This window comes from Staphylococcus sp. HMSC063A07 (genome assembly GCF_001836955.1).
In the GTDB taxonomy this organism is placed as follows: Bacteria; Bacillota; Bacilli; order Staphylococcales; family Staphylococcaceae; genus Staphylococcus; species Staphylococcus lugdunensis.
On sequence record NZ_KV830901.1, the window covers coordinates 22,653 to 42,227 of the forward strand.

Annotated in this window: 15 protein-coding genes; 7 read left to right on the top strand and 8 right to left on the bottom strand. The window is 32.7% G+C overall.

Annotation, left to right across the window (positions count from 1 at the left end):
- Positions 1 to 5 precede the first annotated feature (5 nt).
- Together HMPREF2597_RS00280 and HMPREF2597_RS00285 are read right to left on the bottom strand one after the other, a co-directional pair.
- Complete coding sequence (locus tag HMPREF2597_RS00280) at positions 6 to 722, bottom strand: DUF3169 family protein (RefSeq protein WP_002478991.1); 717 nt, start codon at positions 720 to 722, stop codon at positions 6 to 8.
- Complete coding sequence (locus HMPREF2597_RS00285; RefSeq protein WP_002460658.1) at positions 719 to 922, bottom strand: helix-turn-helix transcriptional regulator; 204 nt, start codon at positions 920 to 922, stop codon at positions 719 to 721. Before HMPREF2597_RS00285 ends, HMPREF2597_RS00280 begins: the two co-directional genes overlap by 4 nt.
- Positions 923 to 1,566: 644 nt before the next feature.
- On the opposite strand from HMPREF2597_RS00285, the gene HMPREF2597_RS00290 reads away from it, so the two are divergent.
- Positions 1,567 to 1,938, top strand: coding sequence for a hypothetical protein (locus HMPREF2597_RS00290; protein WP_002478990.1), 372 nt, complete (start codon positions 1,567 to 1,569; stop codon positions 1,936 to 1,938).
- A gap of 1,171 nt (positions 1,939 to 3,109) precedes the next feature.
- The gene (locus HMPREF2597_RS00295; RefSeq protein ID WP_070817093.1) at positions 3,110 to 3,952 is read left to right on the top strand and encodes an SDR family oxidoreductase; all 843 of its coding nucleotides are present in this window, start codon (positions 3,110 to 3,112) and stop codon (positions 3,950 to 3,952) included.
- 187 nt (positions 3,953 to 4,139) lie between these two features.
- On the opposite strand, the gene HMPREF2597_RS00300 is transcribed toward HMPREF2597_RS00295, so the two are convergent.
- Both HMPREF2597_RS00300 and HMPREF2597_RS00305 read right to left on the bottom strand, forming a co-directional pair.
- Positions 4,140 to 4,499 carry a hypothetical protein gene (locus tag HMPREF2597_RS00300; RefSeq protein ID WP_002478988.1) on the bottom strand — a complete coding sequence of 120 codons (360 nt, stop codon included), beginning with the start codon at positions 4,497 to 4,499 and terminating at the stop codon, positions 4,140 to 4,142.
- A gap of 12 nt (positions 4,500 to 4,511) precedes the next feature.
- A complete protein-coding gene (locus tag HMPREF2597_RS00305) occupies positions 4,512 to 5,564 on the bottom strand; it encodes an LLM class flavin-dependent oxidoreductase (protein ID WP_002478987.1) in 1,053 nt (350 codons plus the stop codon).
- Between the two features lie 645 nt (positions 5,565 to 6,209).
- Between HMPREF2597_RS00305 and HMPREF2597_RS00310 the strand changes: the two genes are divergently transcribed.
- On the top strand, positions 6,210 to 8,189 hold the full coding sequence (locus tag HMPREF2597_RS00310) for a GA module-containing protein (RefSeq protein ID WP_070817094.1): 1,980 nt from the start codon (positions 6,210 to 6,212) through the stop codon (positions 8,187 to 8,189).
- Positions 8,190 to 8,694: 505 nt separating this feature from the next.
- Here HMPREF2597_RS00310 and HMPREF2597_RS00315 read toward each other — a convergent pair.
- Positions 8,695 to 10,701: an amidase domain-containing protein gene (locus HMPREF2597_RS00315; protein WP_002478985.1), complete on the bottom strand. Its 2,007-nt coding sequence runs from the start codon at positions 10,699 to 10,701 to the stop codon at positions 8,695 to 8,697.
- Between the two features lie 308 nt (positions 10,702 to 11,009).
- Between HMPREF2597_RS00315 and HMPREF2597_RS00320 the strand changes: the two genes are divergently transcribed.
- Complete coding sequence (locus tag HMPREF2597_RS00320; protein ID WP_014533204.1) at positions 11,010 to 13,847, top strand: YhgE/Pip domain-containing protein; 2,838 nt, start codon at positions 11,010 to 11,012, stop codon at positions 13,845 to 13,847.
- Positions 13,848 to 13,909: 62 nt separating this feature from the next.
- Here HMPREF2597_RS00320 and HMPREF2597_RS00325 read toward each other — a convergent pair whose 3' ends face one another.
- Both HMPREF2597_RS00325 and HMPREF2597_RS00330 read right to left on the bottom strand, forming a co-directional pair.
- Positions 13,910 to 14,398, bottom strand: a complete 489-nt coding sequence (locus tag HMPREF2597_RS00325; protein WP_002478983.1) for a hypothetical protein — start codon at positions 14,396 to 14,398, stop codon at positions 13,910 to 13,912.
- A gap of 562 nt (positions 14,399 to 14,960) precedes the next feature.
- A complete protein-coding gene (locus tag HMPREF2597_RS00330) occupies positions 14,961 to 15,245 on the bottom strand; it encodes a YolD-like family protein (protein ID WP_002478982.1) in 285 nt (94 codons plus the stop codon).
- Positions 15,246 to 15,429: 184 nt separating this feature from the next.
- On the opposite strand from HMPREF2597_RS00330, the gene HMPREF2597_RS00335 reads away from it, so the two are divergent.
- Genes HMPREF2597_RS00335 through HMPREF2597_RS00345 form a run of 3 tightly spaced genes read left to right on the top strand, consistent with a single transcriptional unit; the run spans position 15,430 to position 18,990 of the window.
- Entirely contained in the window at positions 15,430 to 16,533 is a 1,104-nt protein-coding gene (locus tag HMPREF2597_RS00335) for a tyrosine-type recombinase/integrase (protein WP_070817095.1), read from the top strand.
- A 10-nt stretch (positions 16,534 to 16,543) separates the two neighbouring features.
- Entirely contained in the window at positions 16,544 to 18,616 is a 2,073-nt protein-coding gene (locus HMPREF2597_RS00340) for a tyrosine-type recombinase/integrase (RefSeq protein WP_070817096.1), read from the top strand.
- 8 nt (positions 18,617 to 18,624) lie between these two features.
- Positions 18,625 to 18,990: a DUF6262 family protein gene (locus HMPREF2597_RS00345; RefSeq protein ID WP_070817097.1), complete on the top strand. Its 366-nt coding sequence runs from the start codon at positions 18,625 to 18,627 to the stop codon at positions 18,988 to 18,990.
- 101 nt (positions 18,991 to 19,091) lie between these two features.
- Here HMPREF2597_RS00345 and HMPREF2597_RS00350 read toward each other — a convergent pair whose 3' ends face one another.
- Positions 19,092 to 19,505, bottom strand: a complete 414-nt coding sequence (locus HMPREF2597_RS00350) for a YolD-like family protein (RefSeq protein WP_070817098.1) — start codon at positions 19,503 to 19,505, stop codon at positions 19,092 to 19,094.
- Positions 19,506 to 19,575: the final 70 nt, after the last annotated feature.

Consider the following 19,575-nt stretch of genomic DNA (forward strand, 5'->3'; position numbering starts at 1 on the left):
TTATTTTATGCTTTATAAAACTGTCGTAATTTTATTAAATAGCCTAAGCTGTTATAAATAAAAATAACAATGAGTGCTAATAAGCCAGGTGTCTGGTTTAAACCAGTATAGATGGAGAAAATACCGATGAAGACAATGGCCATTATCAGTAGGACAATATTTACTTGATAATTTTTATACATAGAGATTAATACAATATGACGCTCACCATCATCTAATAAAGCTAAAGCTTTCTCTGTGTAATGTTTTTCGGCTATTTTAGGTAGTCGAGCATCAAAACGACGTGAATAGAAGCCTAACATCAATGAGGGGATTAAAGTTAATAAATATGGGATAAGAGCATAAAAAAATTCATTAGGAGCTGCATTGCCTAGAGCAATAAAAAAGATAGCTATAAAACCAATGGCCAATTGTAAATGAGCTATAATGTGTACTTTGTTATAGTCTAAAGTTGCTTGCTTCTCATAATGATCTATATCACTGCCGTCATCAACATTTGAAATCATATATTTATACTTTAATGAACGTTGTTGTACATACCATTGATATAGCATTAATGCCAAAATAAGTAACGAAGTACTTACGCATATAATAAGGTTCAGGCGACTACCAGAGAAATTTGTTGAAGCAATAAACGTGCCAACACGTTCTATATTGCTACCAATTAAGCCACCGATGATACCACCAATGATTATAAAGAATATATAACGGCCTACTTTCATAAATCTTCCTCCTCAATGATGAAGACATCTTCTACAGATTCTCCAAAAATCCGTGCGATTTTCATAGCGGTCAAGATAGATGGTGTAAAATCATTACGTTCTATTAAAGAAACGGTTTGTCTAGAAATCCCTGCTTTCTTTGCAAGTTGCGTTTGATTATAACCATCTCGAGCACGCAGTTCTTTCAGGCGATTGCGCAATAGACATCAACTCCTTAATGTCACAATACAACATCTTTGTCATTTTGACAAGTATATTAGTCAAAATGACATAAATATTTGTCTTTTAATTATTAAAAAATAGACTCCGAGATATCTGTTGTTAGACAACTTGAAGCCTAAAATGGCGTTATAATCGTGACATTAACCATTTAATTGAGCGAAAGCATAAACCGAAAATTTCTGGTATATACAGTAACACTGCGTCAATCAATGACTTGAAACTTTTGCGATGTTTGCGTTTATTGCATTGATTTTCATTTTTATATAATCGATTTTCAGTAGAAGTCACTATTTCACCAACCTTTAAGCTCAACATAACATAAAATGATAATAAATGTTAATATTGACTGTAATAGAAAAGAATATGAGTTTAGTGTTATTTGTAGATAATAAAAGATAAATCTTGACAGTTATTTATAGATACACAAAATTTTGTATAATATAATTTTATTATTGGCAAAATGTGCAATATAAGTTATCTTGGCTTTTTTAGTGAAAGATTTAGTATAATGTTAAAATAAGAGGACAATATGTAAGCGAAATGATGCAGTTTATTAAAACGATCATTTAAGAAGAAAAGCGTGTTGTTATTGACTAAAATCATATTGAGAAGGAGAGCACACATGGTTACGATAAAACCTCATCAAATAGGTAGTAAAAATGATAATATATTATCTGCAATTGCATATTTAAGCATCTTCTTCGCACCAGTTATTTTACCCGTTGTGATGTGGATTATGATGGAAGACACGATCAAATATCATGCAAAATATGCTTTTTTTAATCATATTGCATGCTTACTATGCATATTTGGAATTCCAGGTTCTGGTGCGTTTCTTTTTGTTTCTGCAATGGTAGTGCCAGAATACATAGAGATTATACAGGTAATAGCTCCCGTTATAGCATTTATACTATTTATTCTCCTGGGAATCTTATTTGTAATTAACATTATGCGTGCAGTAAAGCTATTTATGACCATAAAAGTACCCCGTTAGCTAAATTAGGGAAAGCTGACGAGGTACTTGTGTAGGGAACCCAGCTGCGTGCTTGTTGTATTATATCAACAAATCACATACTAGGTTATATAAACAAAGAGATTTTTAGCAAGCCAACAACAGTAAATGTGTTAGTTATGAGGTTGAGACATTTAGCGATGTCTCTCCTCTTTTTTTGATGAAATTAGCCTATTATAAAGCCATGAGAATGTACTTACCTTAGATGAAGTGTATTGTTTAAGAGGTGAAATACTTTTCCATATAAACAAATTTTGCTCAGTTTACTTATGGATATGGAACAAAATATCATGCGATACAACTTCAAATAAGTTGCGCGTCTTTGATGTTTGTGTGAATCATTACATAAATTTAAGTCATAAAATAGTCATGATGTCAGACATACGAATATGACGTTTAGAAAGGATGAATGACAGCTTAAGGTGTTGATGCTTAGATGTTTTTCACTAATTATCTATCATGCGGAATAGATATACTTAAAGTTAAGTTATAGTTGTATTAATGTAGATATCTCGAATTATTTTCATAATTCATAGCTGTTAAATTTTAACTAAATTAAGCTGTCAATTCAATGTTTGTCGTTATCTTCCAAATAGATGCTGAGTTTAATCATTCGTGTTGTGAAATATGCAACATCAGTGGTGTTGATAGTAAATTAATGTGAAGTAAGTGAACTGTTATTAATAAGTGATTCTATGGAAGTATTTGAAAACCAAAAAATGTAAAGTGACGGTTGAGATTTCTCATAGGTGGAAATAGCAGACTAGACATGTTAATGGAAACAAGAACGACATATTATCATGCACATTCGTTACTGGCTTTAGAATAGGCGTCCTTCAATCAAGCTATACAGCAAAGAAATAATAGTAATTATTTATGACTTAAAACGGAATCGTTACTTCTTTGTGTATGTTACTAAATTACCACAGCTGGAATAAAGTCTCCTTAATATGAGCTCTCAATTGACTTACAATTTTGTCACATCCAAAACAAAATGTTGCTAATATATTTGGATATAAATAACAATTACATCATGATTTATAAATTGAATTATAAGCTTATATAAAGGTAAACTAGGACCATAACTATGATTTTAATATTATAAAAGATTCGCAAGTGTAGTTCATAAATTTTGAAAAAAGGGGCATATCAGATGAAAATCTTACTTACTGGAGCAACGGGACATTTAGGGACTCATATTACTGAATTAGCAATAAAAGCACGTATCAAAGATTTTAATATAGGTGTTAGAAATTTAGAGAAAGTACCAACTCACTGGAAGGACAATGTGTTAATTCGTCAATTAGATTATTTTGATGTAGAAAGTATGACACAAGCGTTTGAACACATAGATTTAGTTATCTTCATTCCAAGTATTATTCATCCGTCATTTAAACGATTGCCAGAAGTTGAAAACTTAGTGCAATCAGCACAAAAGGCACAAGTGAAACAGATATTTTATATTGGTTTTTATGCAGATCAGCACAATAATCCATTCCATATGAGTCCATATTTTGCCTATGCAGAACGCTTACTAGCTTCTAGCCGTCTTAACTACACGTATATTCGCATGGCGATGTATATGGACCCATTGAAACCGTACTTACCTGAATTAGTAAAAATGAAAAAGCTTATTTATCCAGTGGGTGATGGCCGTATTAATTATATTTCGCGTCACGATATAGCTAAAGGTGTGATTGCTATCTTGCAACAACCAGAGGCATGGGGTGGACGGTATTTATTATCAGGGCATAGTTATAGTATGCCAGAACTAGCCACAATACTTTCAGAAGCAGCTGGTAGTACAATCAACTATGCGCCTGTCTCGTTAGATACGTTTGCTTCTATGTATGATGAACCAAAAGGATTTGGAGCGTTATTAGCTTCAATGTATGATGCAGCTGCTAGAGGCTTATTAGATCAACATGCTGATGATTATCAAAAGCTTGTGAATGACACACCACAGACATTTGCACAATTTTTATCACAGTCTTAAAAAATAATAACGGGACAGCATTCATTATGAATTCGTAGTCCCGCCCGCGGTAAGGTTGACTAGGATTGATAAAGCTTGGTATCAGCGTATTTTCAATCCAAGTCAACTACTGCCAATATTTAGTTTATAGCCTAGAACATAATGATGTCTCAGACTCGCTTCATTTTTCTAACTATTTGAACTATGTTTAACGACGTTTACCGTCAAAAGTATCTAAGAGACTTAAAGTTGCAAGTCCTAATAAATCTAAAGCATGTTGTGCGCCTGCTTTACCGTGGCCTGCTTCAAAGTGTTTATAAGCGGCTACACCTAACACGCCAATAGTTGTTAAAGAAGCAAGGCGTGAAATGTTTTTGTTTAAAAAACTTATAGAAAATAATGTTGCACTAGCAGCTTCTAATCCACCTACTAATGGGACAAGTTTTTCATCAAGACCAAAGACATTACTGAATGTATCTTTCATTTCTTGATCACCTTTTAATTTTGGCTTTGAAGCCTCAAATAATTCTTTCGCAATTTTAACATTTGTGACGTATCTTAATATCATTTAAAATTCCTCCTACTTATCTTCAAAATATTTATCTACAATAGGTTTGACACGTTCGCCAAATAAACGAATAGACTTCATTGTGTTTTCATGTGGCATAGAGCCTACGGGTGTGTGGATCATAAAGCGTGATAAACCTAATGTTTCAATCGTCTCAATTATTTTTTGTGCTACGGTTTCAGGGCTTCCAAGATAAATGGCACCTTGTGGCCCGATTTCTCTTTCGAATGCATTCTCATCAAACTCGGGCCAACCGCGTTCTTGTCCTAATACATCTTGATGTGCTTTTAAAGATGGGAAAAATTCTCTTCTAGCATCTTCATCTGTTTCAGCAATATAGCCCCAAGAATGTACAGCAATAGGTAATTTCTCAGGATTGTGTCCGTATGAACGTGCCACAGATTTATAAATTTCGATATGTCGTTTGAAACGACGTGGATTACCTCCAATGATGGCATACGTAATAGGTAAGCCGAATGCACCAGCACGCAATGATGATTCAGGTGTGCCACCAGTCGCGATAGAAATTGGTATTGGTCCATGTTCAGCACGCGGATAAATACCTGTTTCATCAATGCTGGGACGTAAAGTTCCTTCCCAGCTAATCACGGGTTGCTGGTTAATTTTTAACAATAATTGCAACTTTTCATTAAAAAGATCCTCATAATCATTAAGGTTATAACCAAACAGCGGAAAGGATTCAATAAATGAACCTCGGCCAATCATGATTTCAGCACGTCCATTTGATACAGCATCTAATGTTGAAAAACGTTCATAAACACGTACAGGGTCATCAGATGAAAGGACGGTTACTGCTGATGATAAGCGAATATGTGATGTGGTAGCAGCAGCAGCGGCTAACACCGTTACTGGATCTGAAACGGCGTAATCCTCTCTATGGTGTTCCCCTAATCCATAGATATCTAAACCTAATTGATCAGCTAACTTTATTTCTTCTACAATATTACGTATGCGTTGGGCATTGCTGATTTTTTCCTGTTTACCATCTGGCATATAGATGTCACTGTTATCAGCGAATGATGTTAAACCTAATTCTACTTTCAATATGAACACCACCTAGGTATAAAAAATATACTGATATTTTATGCTTATTTCATTAAAGTGTCAATAACGATGTTTCCGGTATCTTTTTTATTTAAATTATAAAAATAGAAACATTAAATACTCTGTATTAGCAGTATATGTTCCTATCTTTATGTATGTAACTGATCACTTTACCTTGTTAAAAAGAGTGATTAATCAAGAATCCAATAAGACACAAGCAACCGATAAGACAAACACATAAGCCAGGTAAATAAAGCTTTTCTCTTAAGTCTACCGACGTTGTTCGATGTGAAATTAGCCAACTTAATATCATTAGCGTTATACCGATAACGATTAACAATAAAGAGATAATAAACATAGAAAGCCCCCTTATCAAAGACTATGGAATGCTTGAGGTACTAATTTTAAGCAATATACATATTCCCTAAAAGCACATAAAAAATGCGTGAATATGAAGTGTTTGTAAATTTGTAAAATTTAATTAACTAAAATTATGAAATGATAGAATTTGTGTAATAAGTGCATCTGTTGCAAAAAAGAGTGACTCGTGTGTAAAATAAAGTTGATAATTATCAACCAATCGTGTATAACATAGCTATAAATAGTTATAAATTGTCAAGGAATATTAGAAAAAGGGTGACATAAATGAGGTTATTCAAATCATCACAAGGAAGACAACCATTCGGCACCTATATTAAACTATCATGTTCTGCATTGCTTATAAGTAGTGTGTTTGTGAATTATAGTTCAATAGAGAATGTTCACGCTGAAACCGCAGAAAATCAAAGTATAGATGAAAATCATCATAAAATATCACAGTGGATTAGTGATGCTAAACAAGATATAAATGAATTAAATGCATTAAACGATAGCGTTCGTAAACAATTTGAGAAACAGCTAGATGAGGCTACTTCACGTCAAGAAATTAAACAAATTGTCGCTGATGCAACAGATGAAAATCAAGCGCGTGAGGACGGTAGCGAAGCGGATAACACTTCGTCACAAGATACAAAGCATTCAGCACAATCAACTACAACGACAGATATTACTGCTGAGTTAGATAAAATTTTAGCTGATTTAAATGCAGTTGTTGATAAGGATATTACCGATACACCAAAAGCGTCTGAGGCACAACGTGGAACTAAAGACAACGAACAGTACGATTCATCAAAGGTGCAAGATAAAGAACGTCAAAATGACCAAAAATCAACAACAGTGCTAGATGATTTAGCACATATTAAAGATCATGTTAAACAAGCTGATAGTGCTGTAACTAAAGATGACAAGGAACAAACCGAGCCAAATAATAAAGAAACAAAAAGTAATCAACAGCAAACTCCAACAGTAAAATCACACGAAAAGAATGAGGATCAATTGAAGCCACAACATCGTGATGCGAATCATTCAACACGGGCTGATAAAGCAATAGATTCAGCTGCATCTAAACAAAATACAAACAGCACTCATCTGATGGAAAAATTAGACAAACAGTTAACACCAACGGAAAAAATTGAAGCTGCTGTTACTAAAGTTCAAAATGATAATCATCATAACAATAAAGATTATGCTGATAAACGACTTAATCAATTAGCGACATTGAAAGAAAATGTCACTAACAGAGTTGATATTGCTCAAGATAAGAAAAAACAAATCATAACTGATATTGAGCGTGCAGCAAACAAGACTACTGCTAATCGCCAAATCATACAAAATGATTTAGCTCAGGCAGAAGATAAAGAAGCTGTAGTTAAAGATATTGTTACAACTATTTTTAGCCCGAACGAGGCACAACAAATATTAAAAAATATGTCAGTTAAAGGGAAAACAGACAAAGAGATTGCAGACCAATTGTTGCAGCATATTGATAAACTAGCTTTAACATCAAGTGACGACATATTAGCATCAATGTTTGATCAAACAAAAGACAAATCACACCTTATCGAAACCATTTTAGGCATGAAACTAAGCCCAGAAGAAGCCAAGAAAACGGCTCAACGTTTAACAAATGCAAAATTATCTAATAAAGCATTAGTTCAACAATTGAAAAAGGAATTTGGACTTAATGGTAAAGCCAATGCAGATGATATTTTGCAAAGTATATTAGATCAGTCAACCAATCAGAAAGAAGCAATTAAAACGATTTTAGCCACTAAAATCAACGAGGAAAAAGCACGACTTTTAGCAGATGTCATTTCTCGTGTAAGTAAAGATAAAAAAGACGTATTGCAATTAGTGAAAAGTGCACTTAATGGCAAAGCAGATGATTTATTACAATTGAAACATAGACTCGATCAAGCACAACATCAAGCAGATGATATTTTAGCGCCAATTAAAAATCGACCTTCCTTACTTGATCGACTTCATGCAGATGCACAACGACATCGAAGCGTACTTGATCAAATCGACGATATTCCTAACCCAACACAAGGGTTATCATTAGGTCATATTAATAATCAAGACAACTTTTTAAGCGGATTATTTGATGATAATGGCTCGCTATCATTACCTGCCTCTGGTCAGGTACTTAAAACTTATTGGCCGGTACTAGCAATAGGCATGATACTTATTGGTGGAGGATTATTGTTGCTTGCAAGAACTCGAAAACAGCATAATGCAAAATCATAAAAATCACATAAAATTAGACGAATAAAGCGTCAGTTATGATATACACCCCAAAAGTTGGATTAAAATGCAACTTAATGGGGTGTATTTTTATGGAGTAACATTATAAATTCTGAAGTTAAGTAAAAATAATTCAACCATGCATAGAAGGAAAGGTGGCTATGCATATGTTAAAAAATGGATGTACTAGCGATGTTGATACGCAATCATATGTTTAAGGTGATAATCATACTTACTATAAGTTAGTGATACGCCAAAGTGAAAATGACAGGTAATTATAGAATTATTACATTTACCAAAAATACATATCCATAATATTCTGTAATGTCATACTTGCATTTTATAGCGAGCCAACAATACGAAGTCTTGTAAATAAAGAAGAGAGCGGTACTACGAATTTATAATGAATTCTGTCCCGCTCCTTATCCTAGGAATTCTGTCCTAGACTATATATTTTGAGATGTATGTCTTATTTTGGTGTTTATTGTTATCTATTGAATAACTTACATTATTTTCCACTAATATAACTTAATTGATCCGCTGTATTAGCATCGAGTGTGCGATATGAAATGATACCTAAACCTTTGACATTAGATTCAGAAATGACGATAGAACCATCATCATTGACGCGTTCTACAAAGGCCACGTGTCCGTAATAACTACTTGCACCTGCTTGACCAGCTTCAAAGACCACTGCACTATGAGTTTTAGGTGTGGTATCAACATGATAACCTTCAGATTGTGCACGATTATTCCAATTATGTGCGTCACCTAAATCTCCACCAATAGCTAAGTCAAATTGTTGCATACGTTTATAAACATACCAAGTACATTGACCTTGTGGATATGGGCTTGTTGAATTGGTGTCAATAAATGGTTTAAAGTCATTACCTGTGTTATCCATGCCTGGATTGCTAGAATTGTAATGTGTTAAATCTGGTAGTTTTTTGTGATCAAAATCTGTTAAATGATAATGTTTGATGAGTTGATTTAACTTTGTTGCATAGTTTGGGTCTGTTGCATATGTTCTAGCTAAATGCGCTGTGGCGTCACGATAGCTAGATGTTTCACTTTTCCATGTTGGTTGGTAAATCGTTGCATTACCATCAATGCCCTCTTTAATCAGTTGAACATAATCTTCTAATGAAGCTTTTTTATTCGGATATTTACGGAAAGCAGCTTGGATACTATATAATTGATTATTTGCCGTAGCCTCTAGTGTATTAAATTCACTAGATTCTCCTTTATATGCGCCTTTAATACCGAACAAATTAAAGTTTGGTGCTTTGGCAAGCGTACTCTGACCGGAATCAGATTCTAAAATTGCTTGTGCAATCATGACAGAGGCATAGATATCATTTTCTTGTCCTAATTGATGGGCATCAGTACCAATTGCCTTAATAAATGTGCGTGTTTGTTGACTGTCAACCACACTTAAGTCATCAGTAGAACTTGCATTGTCTGAAGCTTGGGGCATTGTTGCAAATAGACTTGTTGCACGTGTATTGGCTTGTTTTGTAGCTTCTTCAAATGATTGAGCTGGGACAGTAGCATGGGACACGCTATCTTTTGATGGTAATTGTGGGTTGTCAATTTGATGACGTGTTTCACGATCTTTCTTGACATCGATATGCGCGTATTTTTGGTGTGTTGTCGTTGTTGCGTTACTTTGTTTATGTTTATCTGATGTTTTATCTTGTGTATAGTCTTGCTGTGTTTTCTTTGCATTATCACTGTATTCATCCAAAATTGAATCTATAACGGCATCTGAAGCTGAATCGGTTGCCTCTTTGTTTGAATCATTCTGTTTATCTTGCGCGGTATCATGTGATGGCGCTTCTTGGTGTGGTTTTTCCTCAGATGACGTCTCTTTGTCATCATCCTTTGATGCTTCACTATCATGTCGACGCTGTGTATCTTGAGCGTGATTAGAAGCATCATCTAAGTTATCTAATTCATCTAACGCATCGCTGACTTTATTATCATCTGTTGTCGCGTCTTTAGCTGATTGGTCATTTTGTTCTGATGTCGTTGTTGAATGCTGTTCTGTTGAGTCTGTTGTAGATGCTTTGTCTTGTTGCTCAGCTGCAGGTTCCATATCATCAGACGTATCTTGAGCGGTATGCTCGGTTGTTTCAGAATCAGATGAAAAAATTGCTGTCAATAGCTCTGACAATGAATCCTGTTGACCACGTGGATTTAAATAATTTGAAGATAAAGTATCGTCGGAAAAGAGCTTATTAAATATAGATAAGTCATCTTCATCATGGGAAGCTTTTTTTGCTCGAGTATATTGTTTGAACTTAGTAGTTTTAGCAGATTTCTCTTGTTTCTTTGTTGTTTGTTCATCATTAGTGTCAGAAGTATCATCGTTATCTGATTTATCTACAGACGCATGGTTACTTTCATTATGGCTTTGGTTTGTCAATTCAGTCGCATGTGCGATATCGGATGTAAATGTAGGTACGATAAGTGTTGTTGATAATAAGTAAATGAATATTTTTTGCTTTGACATTTTTAGAAGAACTCCTTGGAAATTAATTTCTGTAATACGGTAAAATGATCATGTGACTGACATTAGATTTACTTTGTCACACTGGCATGTATTTGATATAATTTAGTTTAGATTTGTTTTTGTTGATATCTATCAACCAATGATTAAACCTTGTAATAAAAATTATTATACTAGTATTGGTTAGAAAAAAACAGTCCAAGGACTAGATAAATAACAATATATTTATACTATCAGTTTAAAATAATCTAATGTAACATAAATGAGTAGCTTATGTGCGTAGGACAGTATTTTTTATAGGGAGTGTGACAATGAAAAACGCACTGAAATTATTTCGATTTGATTTAAAACGAATTGCGAAAACGCCAGCAGTTTGGATTATCATAGCAGGTTTAGCAATTTTGCCGTCTTTTTATGCCTGGTTCAATTTATGGGCCATGTGGGATCCATATAGTAAGACGGATCATATTAAAGTAGCCGTTGTGAATGAAGATCAGGGAGACAAAGTTCGAAATAAAGAAATCAATGTAGGTAATTCAATTGTTAACAAGCTTAAGAAAAATGGAAAGTTTGATTGGCAATTTGTTAGCAGAGCGAAAGCAGACCATGAAATCAAAATGGGGAAATACACTGCAGGCATATACATACCTAAAGAATTTTCACATGAAATAACGGGAACATTGCGCAAACAACCACAAAAGGCTAATGTTGAATATAAAGTAAACCAAAAAAACAATGCTGTTGCACCTAAAATGACAGATACAGGATCGACAGTAATTGTTGATGAAGCAAATAAAGCCTTTGACGAAACCGTCTCTAAAGCATTGTTGACAGAAGCAAATAAAGTAGGACTAAAAATCGAAGATGAAGTACCTACGATAAACAAAATAAAAAATGCTGTTTATGCAGCGAAACAATCATTGCCAAAAATTAATGCAATTGGTGATAAAATACTCTATTTAAACGATCATCAAGATCAATTAGATCAGTATGCAGATAAGTTTCGAGGACTTGGTCGTTACAAAGGTGATATTGTATCGGCACAAGATAAGTTAAATGCAGTCAATGCATCCATACCTGCTTTAAATGAAAAGGCAAAACTCGTATTAGCTTTGAACGCCTATATGCCTAACATTGAACGTGTGTTAAATGTTGCTTCTAATGACGTGCCACAACAATTTCCTAAAATTAACCGCGGTGTCTCACTTGTCAATCAAGGTATGAACACTGCGCAAAGTGGGTTAAATGATGCCGACCGTTATTTAACCATAGCAAAACAGCGTGTGGGAGATTACCAAGAAGCAGCTGGACGTGCGCAAGATGCGAATAACAACATTAACTCACGTTTACAACAAGGCAGTGTAAGTCAGCAAAGCACTCAGACATCCAGCAATGGTGTGCCTTATAAAGTTGAGCAAGTTAGCACGAGCAGCTATGATGTACCGCAAGCTGGACAAATTGTTTCAAACAATGATGTTAAGTCCATGAATAGCGCTTTAGCAGAAGCACTATTATCACTATCTAAACAAGCAGATACGCAAGTTGAAGGAAACCAATCCGATTTAGCAGCATTAAAAAATATAGCTTATGGTGTGATTGCATCGGATAAACCAGATGAATTTAAAGAAAGTTTAAATCATGTGTCATCTCGTATTGAAGCTACAACACAATATAATCGTCAATTTATCGATACGTTAAAAGAACTTGAAAAAAGTGAACATGTCGATTTAAGCTCACAAATCAACAAGATTAATAACACAAATAAGCAACTGAATGATTTAATGCGTTCAGTAAATCAATTATCTGATGCCTTATCTAATGGTAGTACGGGTCAAGCTCAAGCCGTAGATATATTACGTCAATTACCAAATGTCAATGAGCAACTTAAGCAGTTTCGTTCATTTATCAAGCAAGATCTTAATCAACGCTTACTCGACATATCTAATGACATTACAGATGTGTTAAATAAGGGGCAACAAACCTTATCTACTGTGCAGTCTAAGCTCACAAGCATTGAGAACGTGATTGAAGCAGGGCATCATATTCTTAATAACGGACAACAAACGGTAAGTCGTATTCAAAGTGAATTACCTGCTATCGAGCAAGCTTATATTAATGCGATGCAAACGGCACAAGCTTATTTCCCAACGATCAAACAGAATGTAGCTAAAGCTGCTAACTTTGTAAGAAATGATTTACCACAGTTAGAACAACGGCTTGCTAACGCTACAGCGACGGTAAATGATAATATTCCAGCATTATTTTCTAGATATGATCAACTTGTTGGATTGTTAGATAAGAACCAGCCACAAGCGAAGCAAGCATTAGGAAATATGGCTCAATTTATTGAGCATAAATTGCCTGGCATTGAGAAAGATTTAACTAAAGCGGATAAGATTTTCAGGCAGCTAGATAAAGATGATGCCGTTGATAAAGTGATCGATACATTGAAGAATGACTTGAAGAAACAAGCTGACGTCATTGCACATCCAATCTCTAAAAAGCAAATTGATATTTTCCCAGTTAAAAATTATGGTTCAGGTATGACACCATTCTATACGGCATTATCAATTTGGGTAGGCGCACTATTGATGGTAAGTTTATTGTCTGTAGACAATAAACATCAAGTTCTAAAAGGTCGATTGACAACACGACAAATCTATTTAGGAAAAGCCGGACTGTTCTTATTATTAGGTGTGGTACAGGCACTAATTGTGACATTAGGAGACTTGCTTATTTTAAAAGCAAGTGTAGAATCACCTATACTATTTGTATTAATAGCACTTTTTGCTTCATTAGTCTTTAATACCATTGTTTATACATGCGTCTCATTACTTGGTAATCCAGGTAAAGCCATTGCCATTATTTTGTTAGTATTACAAATCGCTGGTGGTGGAGGAACCTTCCCTGTAGTGACTGCACCGGGATTCTTCCAAACGATTTCGCCTTATTTACCATTTACGTATGCGATTGATTCATTACGTGAAACTGTTGGAGGTATAGTACCAGCTATTTTAATTCCAAAATTGATTATTTTAGGATTGTTTGGTCTCGGCTTCTTAACGATTGGTTTATGTTTAAAACCAATTCTTGACCCGATGATGCGCAAAGTCACTAAAAAAGTTAATAAAAGTAATGTTACAGAATAGCTATAAGAAAAGCGCATGCCTCGTGATGACATCATATCATCACGAAGAATGCGCTTTATTTGTTAATGGTTCGTTTTAGATTGTGTAGTAGACGCAGCGGAAGAATGGGAAGCAGAACGGGTAGTATTACTATCACTATCATTACCGCCACTACCTTGGCCACTGTGCTGCTGTGACTTAGCGTTGTTGCCGTGGTTTGAATTCGCATTGTTATTTTTCTTAGGTGTTTCATTTGATTTTTGTTGCTCAGCAGACTGTTGAGATTTTACAGGTTGCTGTTGTTGATAATGATATTGGGGTGCCTGTTGCTGAACATTTTGTCCATTGTTGGCAGGTGCTGTAGTAGCATTGTTTGCCGACTGCGGTGTGTCTAATTGTGCATCGTCTTCAGGGCTGTTGTCTTTGTGTGTATCATTCTTTTTCTTAGTAGATTCAACCTTGTCTTTCTGGTCGGAAGTTGAATGATGCGTTGTCGTAGCTGCAAAAAACACAGAAAAGCCTAAAGCAACAACGAGTAATAAAATAGTTATAGCTGCTAATACTTTTTTCAAAAATAATGCCTCCATCGTCTAAATGATTATGTATTAAACTTCACCTTATATCTATGTATTGAGTTTTATGATGCAAATAATGTATGCTTTATCATTTTACACTATTAAAAAAATGATTTCGACTTAATTTTCATATAAGGCTAAAGTCTAATATGTAGGAGACATACTAAGATTAGCTATGAACTCTGTCCTGCTCCCAACTCACAGTAAGAAAGTAGTAGAAAAGTATAATTAAAAGTTCACTGGTGTTACAGCGAATGGTCGTAAAGCGAGTAAAGTTCAATTTGTCGTTAAAGGTAACTTAACATATGACAAGTTAGTTAAAGCTTATGGTAACAACTTGAAAAAAGTTAAAGATGATACAAATAGAAAAGATATAAGCCTGTTCGTCTATAAATCAACAAAAAAGGGTTTAGGAGTTACATGCTTTGTTAAACATGGCAAAGTAGTTGAAGTAGATATGAGCGATGCGAGATTTACAACAAGTAAATAATATAAGTAGTCTATGAAGACAGTGATAAAAGACGTCTTCATAGCTATTTTTTCGTCTAGACATTTGAGGTTATTCCACATTACATAAGACATTAAAATCCAAGTTCATTGTTTCATTGCCACGCTCATTACTTATAACAATATATTGCTGTTGCGTGTCAAGATGTTTAATATAGCCAGAGATTGAATGGATATAACCACTGCGCCAATAACTAATAATAGCGAGTTGCTGGTGGACGAATTTCGTTGTTAAATTGCGATTGATGAGTGTTAATTGGTCTTCAGATAAGCTGGGCATGTCAATTTTATTTTGTTCTTCGATATAGTCACGCAGCTGTTGATATTGCTCTGGCATTGTCGCAAACGGTTATATGTATTAATAATTTTAGAGTTTACTTTGTATAATATGTATAAAAAATTGTGAGATATTCATTAGAAAATTTGTTAACTAAACTAATTTTAGTACGTATTATATGTATAATATGAAAAATTGTTAAACTAGTGTATTCTTAAATTAAATTTAAGAAAGGGATTATATTATGAAAATAGTAAATGTGAATTCTAACAGTGGAAAGAACTTTATGATAATTGATAGTAATTTAAATCCAGTTGAAGATGTTATCTATTATTTAAAGTATTTAGAGAGTGTTGATAAAAGTGAGAATACTTTAAAGACATATGCTTATTGTTTAAAGAGATATTTTATGTACCTTGAGTTAATAGACAAAAATCATAATGATGCAACTTTTGATGACTTAGTAGATTTTGTAATGTGGTTAAAGTCACCTCAGAGATATAAAAAAGTTATATATAAAGATAGACTACTAAATAGTAAAAGTGCTAGAACTATAAACTTAACTATTACTGTAGTTACTAATTTTTACGATTACTTATTTAGGACTAAAAAATTTAATGTAGATATTGCTAAATCAATTTTAAAAGAAAGTAATCGTAAATCTTCTTATAAAAGCTTTTTAGATCATGTAAATACTAATAATTTATTATTAACAAACACATTGAAAGTCAAAGAGCCAAGAGAAAAAATGAAAATATTGAGTACCAGTGAAATAAAAGAGTTAATAAATGCATCAAAAAACCTCAGAGATAAATTTATGATTCAATTATTATATGAAACGGGATTGCGTATTGGGGAATTGTTGTCACTTTACATAGATGATATCAAATATGATTTGACTAACGGACATCAAATCATTTTGAAAACTAGAAAGAATAAAAATGGAGCTAGATTAAAAAGTGGAGAACGTAAAATATATATTTCACAATCTTTGATTGATTTATATGATGATTATCTGTATGAAGTATTGGATGAAGTTTCAACTAGTTCTGAATTTTTGTTTATTAAAATTAGAGGTAAGCATGTTGGAGATCCCTTAGATTATAATGACGTAAATTCGATATTTAAACGTTTAAGAAAGAAAACTGGAATAAATGTTCATCCTCATCTATTAAGACATACTCATGCTACTATTTTTTACAATAAAAGTAAAAATATAAAACAGGTTCAAGAACGGCTTGGTCACAGTAATATACAAACGACTATGAATTTGTATATACACAATGATGATCAGCTTATACGTGAGAATTGGGAGAAAGTGAAAGATTCGTTCCAAATATTTGAATAGGGAGATTGACATGAATAATAGCGTTCAAAATACAAATGAATTTTTTCAAAGTAAATTTAAAAAGGAACTTTGCTTTTTAAAAAGTAAAAGTATAAATTCTGAGGGGAATATCACTTACATGGATATTTATAGTGACTATTTTTATAAAAATGATGTATGGCATGTTTCTAATTTTAAGATTTTCAACCAATTTCATGATGATTTAAAAAGATATAGTGGTAAAAGGAAAAATGTATTTTTTAATTTCAAAAACAAAAACTTAAATCTAGAATTTAAATATATTTGTCTTAAATTTATTGTTACTGAGTATTGGTCTTTAAACTCTTTATTCAATAGTGGTGCAGTACATATTAATAAAATTGCTTCTTTTTGTAATGAAATATTCCCTGATTTAAATTCCTTGCTTGACTACGAATTTAGTAGTTTAGAAAAAGAATGGATTAAATGGTTGGAAAATCGAAATGCGCCAACTTGGAAAAGGTCGAAAAGTGTTGTTTTTGGAAATTACAAAGTAAAAGCGCCTTTAGCTGCAAGCTTAAAAAAGTTTTATAGGCAGTTTTCAAAAATGGTTGACGACAGAGAAGAGTGGGATAAAGACATATGGGATATAAGAAATTTAGAAATGTATGGTTTGACTTATAATAAAACACTTACTGGGAACTATTTAAATTTCAAAAGTATAGGCTCATTTAATATAAGAAATTCCGTGAAACGATATTTGAAACAACGATTAATAACAGGAAATCTAAATTTTGCGACAGGTAGAGTGTACGTCAGGGTTTTAAGTAGATTTTTTAACAGTATACATAATCAAGAACCTAATTGGAATGACTTGAATAATTTAGAAAGAAACCATATGGAAGTGTATATAGATTCTATTTTTAAATATGCAAAAAGTAAAAACGTACGAAGTGTAAAAAATTTTGTGCGGGAAGAACTCAAATTAGTTAGAAGGTTTTTGAATGATATAATTATGGAAAAATATAGCATAGCACCTATAGAAGATATAAGATTTCTGTTTTTGCCACAAGATTTGCCTAAACATGAAAAAATCGAAAAAAATCAAATTGATTATATTCCTGATTTTGTATTAGATCAATTATTTGAAAATATAAATTCCTTACCTGAAGAAATCATACCTATCATTTGGATAGCATTTAAAACGGGTTTACGTATATCAGATGTATTAACTTTAAAAGATAACTGCCTTACTAAAATTAATGGTAAATATTCTATAGTCACTGATATAGCAAAAACTTTTGTAAAAGGCCATAGAATACCTATTGATGAGCAATTAGCCGATATATTAGCAGTTTTAATTGCAAGTTCTAAAAGACAAAGTACTAAGGACAACAATCCTAATAATTATATATTCGTTATATATAAAGGTAAGAGAAAAGGAATGCCATATACTCAACATTTAGTTCGTTCTCATTTAAATTATTTAGCTAAAACTAAAAATATTGTTGATGAAAAGGGAGAAATTTTTCACTTTAAAACACATCAGTTTAGGCATACATATGCTGTTAAGTTGCTTAATGGTGGAGTTGATATTCTAACTATTCAAGAACTATTAGCTCATGCTTCTCCTGAAATGACACTTAGATATGCGAAACTTCTTGATGATACTAAAAGAAAAGCATTTGAATCAGTTATAGATCAAGGAGCATTCACCTTTGATATTGATGGTAAAGTAAAAAATATTAAACATAGTAGTGAACTTTCTGAGAATGCGTTGAACTCTTTATGGCAAGAGCATAAATTAAATGCTATGGACAATCCATATGGTACGTGCCATGCAAGGTTAAAAGGTAACTGCCCATATATGGAAGCACCACCATGTTTAACTTGTAATTCAGGTAAACCATGCAAAGATTTAGCAATAGGATTTTCAAATTTAGATGTAGAAAAGTATGAATTGCTTGTTAAATCTACCATTAATTCTATAGAGGTAGCTAAAAATTTTAATAGAGATGATATGGTAGAAAAGCATGTCAATTTATTAGAAAAATATGAAGACATATTAAAAAATATAAAAGATGGAAATGTTATTTTTGGTAGAAATAATAGGATGAAAACATAGGAGGACTTATGGGGGATTATGATAGAAAAAAACAAATGAAAGAAATACATAAAAGAAAAAAAGCTAATACAGAAATAAAAGTAAATTCTGCAATAGAAAGGCTCTTAAAAGAAAATATAGAGATTAACTTTAATGTTGTTTCTAAATATGCAAATGTTTCAAAAGCTACTTTGTATAATTATAAAGAAATCCGAAATAAAATTGAAGAATTGCGTAAACACAACACTCAATCAAATGTAATTCAAGCCAAAAATGATGGGAAAAATGCAATTATTGAATCCTTGAAAAGAAAAATTAAAAAATTAGAAAAAGAGAATAAAGCATTAAAGAATGAAGTTAACGTTTTATATAATAAAATGTATGAAAACCTGTAAAAATTCAATATACGCTATTATTTAAAAAATAAAAAGTGGAACATAAAAATACTATGAATATCCCCTTCTTATTTTAGTTAATTACTATTTGTATGGTTACTTTAAAATATGTTGTTAATATATTCTCTATATAAAGTATAGTATTTATTATTGGAAGTATTGAAAAATGAAAAGGATTTTTCTAATACATTGAATTTCAAAATGAATCCAGTATAAGTTTTTATATAACCGTTACTCCAATATTCAATTGTACAAGATTCATTGGATTGAAGTTTTTGATTAACTATATAATCTAATTGGTTCAAAGCATCATCAGATAATAAGGGATTTGCAATTTTGTTTTGACTTTGCATCACTTCATTTAATATTTCGTATTGTTCAGGCAAAGTGGCAAAAGCTCTCCATTTGATGTTTCCACGACCTTGAGGGATTTTGGGATTCAAATATTCTCTTGGGATTTTTCTATAGTCCGTTTCATATTTATATTCATCTGGAATGTTAGAATTGAGTAACATAAAAGCACCTCAACAGTATAATAGAACATACGTTCGATTTTGGCAAGGATTTTTCTCATTTGGATTTGAA

Coding starts and splice junctions, on each gene's coding strand:
- HMPREF2597_RS00315 (WP_002478985.1), bottom strand. CDS start 10,701: ATGTCAAAGCAAAAAATATTCATTTACTTATTATCAACAACACTTATC.
- HMPREF2597_RS00290 (WP_002478990.1), top strand. CDS start 1,567: ATGGTTACGATAAAACCTCATCAAATAGGTAGTAAAAATGATAATATA.
- HMPREF2597_RS00280 (WP_002478991.1), bottom strand. CDS start 722: ATGAAAGTAGGCCGTTATATATTCTTTATAATCATTGGTGGTATCATC.
- HMPREF2597_RS00300 (WP_002478988.1), bottom strand. CDS start 4,499: ATGATATTAAGATACGTCACAAATGTTAAAATTGCGAAAGAATTATTT.
- HMPREF2597_RS00330 (WP_002478982.1), bottom strand. CDS start 15,245: ATGCCAGAGCAATATCAACAGCTGCGTGACTATATCGAAGAACAAAAT.
- HMPREF2597_RS00320 (WP_014533204.1), top strand. CDS start 11,010: ATGAAAAACGCACTGAAATTATTTCGATTTGATTTAAAACGAATTGCG.
- HMPREF2597_RS00310 (WP_070817094.1), top strand. CDS start 6,210: ATGAGGTTATTCAAATCATCACAAGGAAGACAACCATTCGGCACCTAT.
- HMPREF2597_RS00345 (WP_070817097.1), top strand. CDS start 18,625: ATGGGGGATTATGATAGAAAAAAACAAATGAAAGAAATACATAAAAGA.
- HMPREF2597_RS00340 (WP_070817096.1), top strand. CDS start 16,544: ATGAATAATAGCGTTCAAAATACAAATGAATTTTTTCAAAGTAAATTT.
- HMPREF2597_RS00335 (WP_070817095.1), top strand. CDS start 15,430: ATGAAAATAGTAAATGTGAATTCTAACAGTGGAAAGAACTTTATGATA.
- HMPREF2597_RS00350 (WP_070817098.1), bottom strand. CDS start 19,505: ATGTTACTCAATTCTAACATTCCAGATGAATATAAATATGAAACGGAC.
- HMPREF2597_RS00295 (WP_070817093.1), top strand. CDS start 3,110: ATGAAAATCTTACTTACTGGAGCAACGGGACATTTAGGGACTCATATT.